Source organism: Methylomonas sp. LW13, assembly GCF_016865255.1.
Taxonomy (GTDB): Bacteria; Pseudomonadota; Gammaproteobacteria; order Methylococcales; family Methylomonadaceae; genus Methylomonas.
Window position 1 is genome coordinate 4,161,583 of sequence record NZ_CP033381.1, and the last position, 13,032, is coordinate 4,174,614.

The window sequence follows — 13,032 nt, forward strand, 5'->3', positions numbered from 1 at the left end:
ATAATCAGGCTGATTGCAATCAGCCTAATCACTCTCTAACTGCTAAGGTATCCGTTGTTTTTCGTCTTATTGATTCAAGTTAACTTTTGTCGATTGAAATCTTTGAAAATCTACCAATCTTTTGGATTCCACAACTTCATCGTGTGGCAAAAGCAAGTAAGTCCAGGGCTTGGTACCGGTTTCAATTGCGTGTTCTGATGCGTTTTGACACCAACGCGCCGCTGCCGCTGCTTTTGCTTGCACTTCCTGAGAATCGATATCGCCGCGAGCTTTGGTCTCAACCATGTAAATTTGCCTATCGGTTTCCGCGACGAAATCCGGCACGTATTCGGGTTGCTCAGCACCTAGTTTGTAGTAAATCTGGAATTGGCCTTTAGCGGGTTTAAACCACTTTAGCGCATCTCTTTCCAAGATGATGGCAAAACGACGTTCGGTGTCGGAATCGAACTTTTGCAACGGATATAAACAGCGCGCAAACCCGCCAAACAACATTTGTTTGATTCGGCTGGTTTCGGTTACCGTTTCGCGATAATGTTGTGAAGTTTGACCAGCTGTCGCCGTATAGTTACACGGTTTCAATTCGGTAAAGCCACGACTGACCTTAACTTCATATTCTGTGGCTTCCTCCCAGAAATGTGCCATCATCTGGGCATGGATTTCGCGGGCAATCAGCCGTCGGTCACGATCCAATACACTCAGCACTTCCGCTTCCGATAAATAGCTGGAAAAGTGTCGCACCATCTGACCAGCAAGGTCATACAGTAACTCGGCGTGAGTAAAGTAATCGATGTCGTCAAAGTCCACCAACGCATGCACAATGTAATCCTCTAAACGCTGTTCAGTCAGTCCTATTTCCGCCGCCAGCGTGAACTGTTCGTTGGTGCGTAACATCTGTCCAACTATTTCACGTTCACCGGGTTGAAGGTGTAATTGATCGACATCAAGTTTGAAAGGATGAAAACCGGTAGTGACCTCGCCATTCGGCACCACAGTAATACGAGGTATGTCGATGGTTTGCTGGACAACTACTTCAGTTGTCTTTGCTACCACGTCGGCCAAGTTAAAGCTTTCGTCGGCAAATAATTCCGATTGCATAGGCTTCAGCCGCTCGGCCACTTCCCGCAAGATTTCTTGTTGCACGTCTGGCTTAAGCAACGCAGCAATATTCGGAACCAAATCGCGATTGACCTCATATTTCCCAATGACTTCCATCACCATGCGTGCAGCTTGCAGTTCGGGTTCACGGGTAAACAAAGGTGCTGGATTGGTAGTTTCAACATTACCACTGTTAGAACTTCCCCCAAGGCCAATTTGAGTTCTGATTGTCGACGTCGGACCCAAGCCCAGTCGAGACATTGCCCCCGAGAGCACTTGCACGCTGACCATTTTATCGTCGCTATTGGGCGCTTCCAGAATTAACTGCTTCAGCCTGATCGGCGAATCACCGCGATTGGCTTCATCGATTATCTCCTGAAACTTGTCGTGTGCGACGATGTTCAGGCGGTCCACCGCCGCCACGCCGGTACGTTTACCATACGGCAAGCGCAAACCACGCCCAATCGATTGTTCAATCAACGTTCTCGCATTGGCGGCGCGAAGCGGCACGATCGTATATAGGTTGGTTACGTCCCAGCCTTCTTTAAGCATATTGACGTGAATCACGATTTCCGTCGGCTCCTCCACGCTCTCGACCGCCAATAACCGAGTGATCATCGCTTCCTCTTCGGCGCCGGAACGGCTGGAATCGACCTGAATCACCTTGCCGTGATAACGCCCTTCGAAAAGCACTTCCTCAAGCATTGTCTTAAGGGATGCTGCATGTGTGGTATCCCTCGCAATCACCAACATAAACGGCTTAACTACTTTCACACCGTTCTCGCGGGCATAGGTCAATAGTTCCACTTTGGTCGATTCGTGTAAACGGACACCGTCTTCCAGCTTAATCTTTTCCAGCTCTTCGGGCGTGTGCGCTTTGGGGTCGAAATTGCGTTGTGTGACGACAGCAGGCTCCTTCACAAAGCCATCTTCCATCGCCCGTGCCAAAGGATAATCCATCACCACGTTCTTAAATGCCACTGGCCCGCGTGTCGATTCCACAAACGGCGTTGCAGTCAGTTCCAAGCCAAACAAGGGTTTTAACTCATTGATCGAACGTACCCCTGCACTGGCTCGGTAACGGTGCGACTCGTCCATCAACAACACCAAGTCGGGCAGATCAGCCAGATAGTTGAAATAACTGTCACCCAACACTTCACGCATACGCTTGATGCGCGGTTCCTTGCCGCCACGCACTTCAGAATTGATTTTCGAGATATTGAAAATGTTGATCCGAATTTCCGTGAATACGTCACTGGTCACATCAAACCCGGTCTGATCGTAGTTATCGCCGGTAATAATGCGTGGCGCATTGATAGCAAAATCGCCAATACCTTTAAACACATACTTCGATGTATTCGGTGTAAAGTCCGCGATCAGCTTGTTATAAATCGTTAGATTCGGTGCCAGTACAAAGAAATTATTGATGCCATGCGCTAAATGCAGATAGGCGATAAACGCCCCCATCAAACGGGTTTTACCTACGCCCGTTGCCAAGGCGAAACACAGGGAAGGGAAGTCGCGCTCGAAATCTTCCAGCGTCGGAAACAACGACTTCAAGCTGGACAATATCGCAGACACATCTTTTTCATGTTGCAGCATCTCAGGCGTAATTTCCAAAGCTCGTACTAAGCGCGCCAGTGATTCGGCTTGTGGTGGACGCAACGACAAACGTCCAGTGACGGCATTCAATACCCTTTGACTCATGAACAATGATCCTTCAATACAGTAAGCTGCTGAATTAAGCCCGGCACGTCATCATGGATAATGCTCCACAAGGTATCGTTATCAATACCCAGATAACCATGAATGAGCCGATTGCGGGTGGCGATCACTTGTCGCCAGGGAATGTGGGCATGCGCTTGCCTTACGGCCTCTGGAATATGCGTTGCTGCCTCGCCAATCAGCTCCAGATTACGCACCGTCGCATCATAATTAAGCCCGCTATCGATAAACGCCTGCTGGTCCAGACCGTCGGAATACACCATGACCTTTTCGGCAAAAACAATCATATCGTCCAGATAAAACCGCCATTCGCGTTGACCGGTTTCAGACATAGTAGGCCTCCTGCTCGATAAACGGCCGCAACTCAGCTCGAAGCGCCTTTTCGGTCACCAAATCAACCGAACAACCCAGCACATCCTCCAAATAAAACTGCACGCCAAAATAACGTGCCGAGGTAGCCGGGCCGTCGAACTCAACCAAAATATCGACATCGCTATCGTCTCTTGCCGCGTCACGTACCGTAGAGCCAAATAACGCCAAGCGGGTCACGCCGAAACGCTCCACCAGTGCCGATTTATTGCCAGCCAGTAATCGTAAAGCTTGATCGCGCTTCATACTGCTACCTCTCTTGCCTGAGCTGTTCCAACGCTTAATGAATTATTTGTTAATCGCGCAACACGACAGTAGTAGTTCCTATTTGAATTGCCTACGGACATACCAAGGCAACGACCAATACCAAAAGCTATGATGATCATGCTTCTTCATCCTCAGCAAACAAGCTTTGCTGAGCGGGATTGGACGCGCGGCTTTTGGCTCGGACAGGTTTAGTGTTGTCTGGTACCGGCTCGACCTCTGCCATCGGCAGATTCGCCACGTTTAAACTGTAATCGTCATGCCCCCATTCGCAACGTGCCAACACCATTTTGGGTATTTTCTTCAGCGTTAGATTCGGCCAGCGTTCGTTAGCTTGCGCCGCCGTAATGCCGTGGAATGCCGAACAGCACAGCAGCAGACTGAATTCAACACCTACTTCATTAGCCAACGCCTGCAACTGTTCAGAGGACAGGTTTTGCGTGGTGACGTAGATAAAATCGCGTTCGCTGGAGTGGCCGTGCTGCCACCAGCGACTTTCCGACGGTGCATAGACAAAGCCTTCCAGCTTGCACAAGGCTTCCGCCAGCATCGCTGCATTGTATTCGGGGTTGACCACCGGATTGCCCCAGCGGTCGTTGATGATCAAGCTGGGAGCCAGTTTGTAATAACGAAAACCGCCGCCGCCCTGCCAGTTGACGGCTTTGCTGATACCGCCCTGATCTTCACCTTCGATCACTTTTTGCAGGCGCGGGATAACGTGGGTCTGGCAGTGCTCGCCCAGCTCGATCATGATCCAGCGGCGGCCCAATTTATGAGCAACCGCGCCGGTGGTGCCAGAACCAGCGAAGGAATCGAGGACGAGGTCGTTGGGGTGGGTGGCGATTTCAATAACTCGTTGTATTAGACTTTCTGGTTTTGGCGTTGCAAAAGGATCGTTATTATTAAAAGCAATAACTTCTCTTTTGGCTGCTTGGTTGTTTCCAACATCTTCATGTCCCCAAACTGTTGTGGGAACGGTACCTTCTCTAACTTTATCAGCAAATTTTTTTAGTCTTGGAACTGGATTTTTTCCACTCTTTCCCCACCAGATTAGATTATTTGAAACATTTCTCTCATGCGATTGTTTATCAAAAGCCCAAACACGAATAGGATTTGGCCATACTTCTTCACCGGTATTAGGGTTTAATATCGGGTAATATAGATTAGGTCTTTCATCTTTAGATTTCGCGCATGTGTAATCTGCTGATGACCAAGGCCCACGAGGATCGTCATCAGGATTTTTAAAGTTCTTCTCTTGTTTCTGACTTCTGGCTAATAAATTTGGTCGCCATATATCCTTATTTCTCGCAAATACCAAAATATGGTCATGGTTTTGGCTGAGCCACTTTGCGTCATTTTGGGGAGAAAACTTTTTTTCCCACATAACATTTGCAACAAAATTTCCTCTGCCAAACACCTCATCACATAACACCTTCAAATAATGGCATTCGTTGTCGTCGATGGTGATCCACAACGAACCATCTTCCGCCAACAAGCGACGGATGATTTCCAGCCGGTCACGCATCAAACTCAGCCAAATCGAATGCTCCAGCCCGTCGTCATAATGGGTAAACGCGCTGCCGGTGTTGTACGGCGGATCGATAAACACGCATTTAACCTTGCCGCTAAACTCCTGCTCTAGCGCCTTCAATGCCAACAGGTTGTCGCCGAAAATCAGCCGATTATCAAAAATATCGCTGTCCGTCACCCGTTGCTTGGCGTGATACGACTTTTCCTCATCCTCCAACAAAATCCGCGGCTCCAACCGAGGCCGCTTGTCTTTACCAATCCAGGTTAGTTCTAGTTTTTGTTTATTTACCGGCATATCTTCAACTTGGCTTTTTCAACGGATGAAGACGACGAGTGTCTCCGCCATTCTTCCAATAACTGCCTGTATCCTTCGTAGGCCAGCCGTGATCAGGACACACCAGTGTGTCGGACAGCTGCTCGATAAGTCGGGCAAATCTAATACCATCGTTAGGATAGAGATCGAAAGCCAACGCATTGAAATGCGCACCCAAAACATTTCTAGCTTGGGCTATATCCTTGATGTCATCAATAATTTGTTTTATCACTATTGTCGTGACAGTCTCTAGTCCTGACGTATCTCTTTTTACCAACTCGACTTTCAAAGCATTTAATAACGATCCATTTACGGCGCTAAGCAAATCATTCAATACATACGTATTACTTGGCCGACGCGGCACTGCACAACCATATTTCAGGGTCAAAAAGTCTAGGAGAGCCTCCAAAATGACACCAGCTTTACCAGTGATTGCTTGCACATCAGGATCAGACTCCGCCAACAGTTTTTTTAATCGAACAATTTCCGGCGTAGACCCCGTCAAAGCCATGCCATCACTAAGTGACCATTGTTTCAATTCAACGAACTGACAAACCTGATCCGGTTTCAAGATTCCCCAGCGGAACTTCTCTCGCCATGGGCGGTAGTGTGTGGTAACGATGGCATGTTGGAAATTCTGGCTAATGTCATAAATCAACCCAATCACTCTCTCGACATGAGGCTCATCTACGCTGCCGAGTACGTCATCAAGCACAAGAATTTTTTGTTCTGGCGACTCTCGCTCCGCAAGAGCCAGGAATACACACAAGCCCAGTGTATCCAGATGTGAATCGCTGAAGTATGCCTGTGGAGGTGTGTCCTGCCTTCCTGCAAATTCGGTAGCAATTTCCAATGATCCACGTTTTGCGGCATCCAGTGCTAAGACAATCTTGTTTAAGCCTTCACCAGGGTGAATGGCTTCATAAAACTCCCCAATACGAGTAGAAATATCGCAAAGAATCGAATCCGTGTACTTTTTCCGCTCGCCTTCTACTACATGCAAGACCTTATCAAGTTTAGGGAGAACCGCCTCCAAGTCTTTCGCAGCAGCATCGCTATCTTCGTAATCACTCAATGAGTGACGCAGGGTTTCTACAAAGTTCTTGCTGTCAACACAAGCATCGGCTGCCTTTTTCCAGCCATCTCGCTTATCTTTGGTTTCCTCAATCCAATTGGCCCAATGCTCTGGCTCAATAGATATAGGAAACTCCGGAAGTTCTAACCCGATAAGCTCTTCGCAGTTATCGCAGTATGCTTTCAACGCTGAAAAATCATTTTTAGCTCTCGTTAGAAAATCATCCACTCGCTGATTTTCTCTCTGAACATTAGCTTCTTGGTTTGCGACAGAATTTTTAGCCGCGTCCAATTTTGCGTGAAGCCCATGGGCTTGAATACGCCGATTGACTTCCGCAACCAACCCTTCTGTCTTCTCGCTACTTTCACAAAGCGGGCAGAATGTTGGATGTGGATGCTTAATGAAATGCTGCTGCGCGGCCCTAAGAATTTCCAAGACTTCCAAATAGTCATCGGCAGCATCTTTGGTTATGGTTTCCAAATGTGTAGTGGCCCTTTCCAAGGCGTCTTCGGCTACCTTTAGTTCACTTACATGTTCATTCCACTTTTTGGGGTGCGGAACAATTTTGTCCCAATACGAAATCAGCTCGTCAATTATTGCTTTCCTTTGATCAAAGGCTTGCTGGTCCTTTTGGGTTTCTGCCTTTGCCCAAGAAAATGCATCCGATCCAGGACTTCCGGCTTGTTTCCAGAAATGTTCGATCGTGGTTCTGTTTGTACCGAGGCGAGTTACTGCTGTTTCGTATTCTCTTTTCTTGTCACTGATTAACCTCCGCAGGGCCGCCTCAGAAGTTTCGACACCAGAGACGTCAACGAATTTGCTGATCTCCTTATAGCGTTCTGCTGGTTGAGCCGCAATCATGTTTAATATCTGGCTGCGGCGCAAGATGGCGACCTGAGGTTTTAAATGCTCAAAATCAACCACTACATTTGTCTTATTCAACGACAAAGTGCATGTGCCTGCCGAGGTTTTAAGTGCGACGTTGACATCACCGTGTACTTTCCCGACAGACGGCCAAAAAGATCTAGTGACTCCACCAACTCCACGTTTTTCCAGAGAACCAACGTTGCCATTACCTAGAAGATCAAACGCATCTGAAATTGTAGACTTCCCGGTTCCATTTTCGCCGTAAACAATTGTTAGCTTTCGCCCCTTCTCGAATACCAGGTTAAATGGTGTCACTGCTCCCCTAAGATTCTCGATTTGCAAGCTCGTGAGTGGGGGTGCTGTCATTGACTTTCTCCTTTACCAAATGCTTTATCAGCTAAAACAGACCAATCTTCAGCCTTCATCGTGCCAGCAGCAATCTTGGCTTTGGACTTTTCTACATCCTCTGGTAACAGCAAACCATCCTTTACCAGCATGGGAGCAATCAATTCGACTAATTCTTCAGAAGGCGTTTTCATAAATGTTTCACCATTTCTTTGCATATCTATCCTTCACCTCTAAAGAAATGTAAGAGTTCAGACCGTATCCTTGAACCGCAAGAGATTTCATTCTCTCAACGACAGCAATACCGGGACGTACAGAGTTGTAGAGATAATTTCGATACTTCCCAGACTTAAAGATGACTTGAATCGAATCTTCATTAGCCTCATAAGCAACGACATTGGAATTGCCTCCTAGATTACGATACGGTGTCATTTCAGTTTCCACTCAATAACAAACAAAATACGATCTTGAACATGCTGTTGAAGCTGTTGTTCCAATTGCTCAATCAAGTCATTCCGTTCCAATTCGATTTCATCCTGCCGATCAAACAATTCTCGCCGCAGCTTATTGCGCTTGGTTTCCAGTTCGCGCTGGCGTTTTTGCCATTGCAGTTTTTCTTCCAGTGTTGCTGAGGTTGCGGCAGTCCGGCGAATCTCCTTAACTTCTCGGTCGATTTCTTTGATTTCCTGTTCCAGTCCAAGTTTTAGATCGTCTGCCCAGGCATCGAGCTTTTCGACTTCTTGTTGGAAGTAGCCGAGGTTGCGTTGGTTGATTTCGCGGAGTAGAGCCTGCTTGCGGCTTTCCAGGTCTTCGCTCAGTACTGTAGGCAAATGGCCTTGAGTTTCGGAGGTCTCTGGAGCGACGAGCGCAGGAAAACGCAATAACTTTTCAGGATCGTCTTCGATCAAAACTTGGCTATCCGCTGTGCTGGCCGCAACAATCAGATACTGCTCCAGACTACCCAAAGCCTCAACACTGAGCAGCTTGACCACCAAAAAGCCGCTCTGTCCTCGATAGGCTTTGAGTGTACTAACTTGGGTACCGTAGGCGTCGTAATCGAAGCTCAAGCGGGCAGTTGGCAATACCCGGCTTTTTGCCAGCGTGGTCACCCATTCGGCTAATGGATGGCCGACTCGATACAGATGAGCATCACCGCTGCGCCTGGGTAATTCGTAGCGCCCTAGTGAAATATGCCCATCTCCCCCGGCCCCTCTCCCTGATGGCGAGAGGAGTAGATCGGCGGGGATGCGTAGTAATTTAAAGCCGCCGTCATCGAATTCGGCGTAGTCGCTCAGTTCAGCCCGGCTAATATCGAGCAACATTTTTTCGTAGCGATTACGTGTTGCGACGCTGTCTTCAGCGCGAACTCGCAGCTTTTCCTGAACTTCTTCGTCAAAGTTTTCCAACAGCAGTTGTCGAGTCTTGACCATTGCTTCGTTGATCTCATTGGAGAGATCGTTTTGTAATTGCTGGAAACTGGCCTGAATGGTTTCCGTTTCACGGCAGTTTTGGTAAATGTCGGCAATACGGCGTTCAAAGTCTACACCGGAACCAATGGCGCCAAGCACTTCGTCGCTAGCGCCAAAGACACCTTCAAAGAGTTGAAATTTCTGCGCCAATAGTTCGTAAACGCGGGCGTCTGCTTCATTACTGCGATCCACAAAGTTAACCACCACGACATCGAATTTTTGACCGTAACGATGGCAGCGGCCAATGCGCTGTTCGATGCGTTGCGGGTTCCACGGCAGATCGTAGTTGATCACTAACGAACAGAACTGTAAATTGATACCTTCGGCCCCAGCTTCGGTAGCAATCATGATGGTGCCGTGCTCTTTGAACTGTTCAACCAAGGCAGCACGAGTATCGGCGGTTTTGGAGCCGGTAATTCGGTCGGTACCTTGGTGGCGGCTGAGCCATTCTTTATAAGTGGTTTGCGCGCGCGCATCTCTGTTGGTACCGTTAAATAACACGATGCCATGGCCGTAGTCAGTTTCGGTCAATAGCGAGAGTAGATAATCCTGGGTGCGTTTGGATTCGGTAAAAATGATGGCTTTTTTCGGCGCGCCTAGTCTGTCCAATTCAGCGAAAGCGCGTTCCAATGCGGTTAGCAAAGCCTTGCCTTTGGCGTTGTCACGAATGTTGGTTGCCAGCTTTTTGAAGTGGCGGAGCTCTTCGATTTCTCTAGCAATCGCAGTCTGCTCGTCAGTATGTGAATGCTCATTTACCGCTCCTGATTCGTCCCATTCGTCGGCGGTTTCTTCCAGCGACTCGTAATCGGCATCCAATTCGTCAGCCAGCTCAGTTAACTCTTGAGCGGGTTCTAGTAAGCGTTGAAGACGATTGGCCATGGTATCCAGCGCCCCGGCAATCGCATGTGTAGATGACGCAAGCAGTTTCCACAGAACTAGGGAAATCAACTGGCGTTGGCCGTCTGGCAGCGCTTTTAAATTGGGGCGGCGCAAATAATCTGCCACCAGTGCCGATAATTCGCGCTCTTCGGTTGAGGGGGTGAATTCCTGAACGATGGCCCGTCGAGCGGTGTACGAAACATAAGGCTGTACTTGCCGTCGCAGGGTGCGTTTGCAGATAGGAGCCAATCGAGCGCGTAAGCCAGCAAACGCGGTGTCACGGGCCTGGCTACTGAATTGCGCTCTAAAGCTATCCAGATCACCGAACACGCGGTCATCAATGATGCTGACCAAACCGTACAATTCCAGTAATGAATTCTGCAACGGCGTTGCGGTTAGTAATACCTTCGAGTGTACCCGCTCGAACGCTTCTTTCAGCGCCTTGCCGATTACGTTGCTGGGTTTGTAGACATTGCGTAAACGGTGCGCTTCGTCGAGCACCACCAAATCCCAATTGACCCGCCGCACATCATCTACCTTGGCTTTGGCAAATTGGTAAGAACAAAGTACTGGCCCTTGGTCGTATTCAAATGGATTGCGGGTGCCTTGTTTGCGTAATGCGTTGTAATTATTGGCCTCCAAGATAATTCCTTGTAAACCGAATTTGTCTTGTAACTCTTGATGCCATTGCTTACGCAGGTTTGCGGGAACGGTAATTAGAATGCGCCGGCGGCGTTCGGCCCAGTGCTGGGAAATCACCAAACCGGCTTCGATGGTTTTCCCCAAGCCAACTTCATCGGCCAGAATCACGCCACGAGAAAGTGGGTTCTTGCAAGCAAACAACGCAGCCTCGACCTGATGCGGATTGAGGTCTACTTGTGCATCTACCAATGTAGACGCTAACGACTCCACGCTGTCGCCCGCTGAGCGACGAGTCAGCAGCCATGCGTAGTATTGAGATTGATAGACAGTGAGGCCTTGGAACACAGCCGGTATTTCCTTATTTTTTAATGTGTACAGCTACTAATTATTGGCGTTGAGTCCGGTTAATTCACTGCGCCGCTGGTGATGAAGGCCGATTGTAACAGCAACGTTGAAATTAGTTTGCTATCGGAAAGGTTGTCAGCATTAGAGCTCCCGATCTGAAAATCCGATCAACATGGACACCGGAGTTATTCATGGTTGTTGGAGAAGTTTTATTTACGACCCTATTGCTGTTTGCAACAACAGGCCTTGCAGCCATAGGGGATGGTGACAAATTTGATTTTCTTCCGGTCCCAGGCGAATTCTGCAATTCAACGAGTGACCAAAAGCAGCGTGACCTTTTTAAACACTACCCCGATGACGAGGGTATCATCAACCTTTACGCGCATTATTTAGGCTTATGCCAATTGGTACATAACGGCAGCATTGCCGAACAGGCGGCAAGCGTTTTATGGTTAGAGCAACGTAACAGCCTGATTGAAAAGCGCAAGAAATAAGTGGTTACAAATCGTTAGCATCGATTAGGCGAAGCCCGATAGCAGACACCTACAGGCTAAATGCTTCACCTCGTCTGGCAGAGCAACTACGGCCAATAAGAGACGATCAGATAATTGACGTATATGGAAAGTGAAAGCCTCAGAGCAGACGATCACAGACAAGTTTAAACAATGAGAGAGCGGAGGGTGTCCTGAATTTTGTGTAAACGGGTTTTGGTTTAGTGGCTTGGCATCCTTTCTTGGAATTGAATGCTAAACCGATTTAAAGCGGCTTTCCAGTCATGCAAGGGCATGGTCCATTTTTTACTAATATTAATCAGTGCCAGATAAAACAGTTTCGATAGTGCCTCGTCATTGGGGAAAGAGCCGCGATTCTTGGTGATTTTCCTCAGGCTCATATTGACCGACTCGATGGCGTTGGTGGTGTAGATGATACGGCGTATTTCGGGCGGATAGTCGAAAAATGGGATGATGCGGCTCCAATTACGCCGCCATATTTGGGCAATCGAGGGATAATCGCCGTTCCATTGCGCCTCGAACGCAGCCAATTGTTGCTCAGCCTCCGCCACGGTAGCCGCTTGATAAATCCGCTTGAGGTCAGCGGCGATCTGTTTGCGCATTTTCCAACCGACATAGTTCAGACTGTTACGCACCAGGTGGACGATGCATAACTGAACGGTGGCTTGCGGAAACACGGCTTCGATGGCTTCCGGAAAGCCTTTCAGCCCATCGACACAGGCGATGAAAATATCCTGCACGCCGCGATTTTTCAGTTCGGTGACCACCTGTAGCCAAAACTTGGCCCCTTCGGTTTGGGCGATCCACAGCCCCAGGACTTCCTTTTCGCCATTCAGATTGATGCCAATCGCCAAATAGACGGCCTTGACCCGCACGGCGCCAGTGTCGCGCACTTTGACGTGTATACAATCGAGATAGACAATGGGATAAATCGGTTCCAGCGGCCGTGATTGCCAAGCTTTGACTTCATCGGCTACCGCATCGGTGACCGAGGAAATCAACGAAGGCGACACCTCGGCGCCATACATCTCTTCCAGATGGCTCTGGATTTCCCGTACCGTCATACCACGGGCATACAGCGAAATGATCTTGTCGTCGAAACCTGTCCACCGCGTTTGATGTTTTGCGACGATTTGCGGCTCGAAACTGCCGTGCCGGTCTCGCGGAATCTCAAGCTGCAATTCGCCGAAGTCACCTTTGAGATTTTTTCGGCTCTTGCCATTACGTGCATTGCCGCTGGGATTAGTGACGGCTTCATGCTTGGCGTGGCCCAGATGTTCAGTCATTTCTGCCTCTAAAGCACGCTCAACCAAAGCCTTGGTCAATTGCTTCAGCAGGCCATTTTCGCCAATCAGGTCTTCGGGTTTCTGATAACCGGACAACAAGGAATCGAGCAACTCGGTAGGGATGGATTTTGATACGGTCATTTTTTCTCCTCTAAGGAACGGCAGTTTCCTGCCTAATGGCCGTTTACACAAAAATTCTTACACCCTCGTGTTCGTGCGCCTGTCGTTTTGTGTGGGTTAGTCTGAGGTCCGGCGGGATTTGCTTGTTTATTGTTGTTTACTTCATAACAGGAGACATCTGATGTCAATTACCACC

The 13,032-nt window shown here is 48.5% G+C and carries 9 protein-coding genes; 1 reads left to right on the top strand and 8 read right to left on the bottom strand.

From position 1 onward, the window contains the following. Nucleotides 1–66 precede the first annotated feature (66 nt). From JL719_RS18700 to JL719_RS18730, 7 genes are all read right to left on the bottom strand, one after another. The gene (locus JL719_RS18700; RefSeq protein ID WP_033159548.1) at nt 67–2,802 is read right to left on the bottom strand and encodes a DEAD/DEAH box helicase; all 2,736 of its coding nucleotides are present in this window, start codon (nt 2,800–2,802) and stop codon (nt 67–69) included. Next, complete coding sequence (locus JL719_RS18705) at nt 2,799–3,152, bottom strand: HepT-like ribonuclease domain-containing protein (protein ID WP_033159549.1); 354 nt, start codon at nt 3,150–3,152, stop codon at nt 2,799–2,801. The genes JL719_RS18700 and JL719_RS18705 overlap by 4 nt, the downstream gene beginning before the upstream one ends. After that, nucleotides 3,145–3,435, bottom strand: coding sequence for a nucleotidyltransferase family protein (locus tag JL719_RS18710; RefSeq protein WP_033159550.1), 291 nt, complete (start codon nt 3,433–3,435; stop codon nt 3,145–3,147). The genes JL719_RS18705 and JL719_RS18710 overlap by 8 nt, the downstream gene beginning before the upstream one ends. 136 nt (nt 3,436–3,571) lie before the next feature. Further along, the gene (locus JL719_RS18715) at nt 3,572–5,278 is read right to left on the bottom strand and encodes a site-specific DNA-methyltransferase (protein WP_033159551.1); all 1,707 of its coding nucleotides are present in this window, start codon (nt 5,276–5,278) and stop codon (nt 3,572–3,574) included. A gap of 4 nt (nt 5,279–5,282) precedes the next feature. After that, nucleotides 5,283–7,604 (bottom strand): AAA family ATPase, encoded by a 2,322-nt coding sequence (locus JL719_RS18720; protein ID WP_033159552.1) that lies wholly within the window; start codon nt 7,602–7,604, stop codon nt 5,283–5,285. Continuing rightward, entirely contained in the window at nt 7,601–7,801 is a 201-nt protein-coding gene (locus JL719_RS18725; RefSeq protein WP_129871432.1) for a hypothetical protein, read from the bottom strand. The genes JL719_RS18720 and JL719_RS18725 overlap by 4 nt, the downstream gene beginning before the upstream one ends. A gap of 210 nt (nt 7,802–8,011) precedes the next feature. Further along, the gene (locus JL719_RS18730; RefSeq protein WP_084153570.1) at nt 8,012–10,918 is read right to left on the bottom strand and encodes an SNF2-related protein; all 2,907 of its coding nucleotides are present in this window, start codon (nt 10,916–10,918) and stop codon (nt 8,012–8,014) included. A gap of 191 nt (nt 10,919–11,109) precedes the next feature. Here JL719_RS18730 and JL719_RS18735 point away from each other — a divergent pair, with 191 nt between their 5' ends. After that, nucleotides 11,110–11,412: a hypothetical protein gene (locus JL719_RS18735; RefSeq protein ID WP_033159555.1), complete on the top strand. Its 303-nt coding sequence runs from the start codon at nt 11,110–11,112 to the stop codon at nt 11,410–11,412. A gap of 218 nt (nt 11,413–11,630) precedes the next feature. On the opposite strand, the gene JL719_RS18740 is transcribed toward JL719_RS18735, so the two are convergent. Beyond that, complete coding sequence (locus JL719_RS18740) at nt 11,631–12,857, bottom strand: IS256 family transposase (protein WP_033158460.1); 1,227 nt, start codon at nt 12,855–12,857, stop codon at nt 11,631–11,633. Between the last annotated feature and the right edge of the window lie 175 nt (nt 12,858–13,032).

Bases quoted from the DNA above. Each gene is read 5' to 3' on its own strand.
- JL719_RS18700 (WP_033159548.1), bottom strand. From the start codon at position 2,802: ATGAGTCAAAGGGTATTGAATGCCGTCACTGGACGTTTGTCGTTGCGT.
- JL719_RS18705 (WP_033159549.1), bottom strand. From the start codon at position 3,152: ATGTCTGAAACCGGTCAACGCGAATGGCGGTTTTATCTGGACGATATG.
- JL719_RS18710 (WP_033159550.1), bottom strand. From the start codon at position 3,435: ATGAAGCGCGATCAAGCTTTACGATTACTGGCTGGCAATAAATCGGCA.
- JL719_RS18715 (WP_033159551.1), bottom strand. From the start codon at position 5,278: ATGCCGGTAAATAAACAAAAACTAGAACTAACCTGGATTGGTAAAGAC.
- JL719_RS18720 (WP_033159552.1), bottom strand. From the start codon at position 7,604: ATGACAGCACCCCCACTCACGAGCTTGCAAATCGAGAATCTTAGGGGA.
- JL719_RS18725 (WP_129871432.1), bottom strand. From the start codon at position 7,801: ATGCAAAGAAATGGTGAAACATTTATGAAAACGCCTTCTGAAGAATTA.
- JL719_RS18735 (WP_033159555.1), top strand. From the start codon at position 11,110: ATGGTTGTTGGAGAAGTTTTATTTACGACCCTATTGCTGTTTGCAACA.
- JL719_RS18740 (WP_033158460.1), bottom strand. From the start codon at position 12,857: ATGACCGTATCAAAATCCATCCCTACCGAGTTGCTCGATTCCTTGTTG.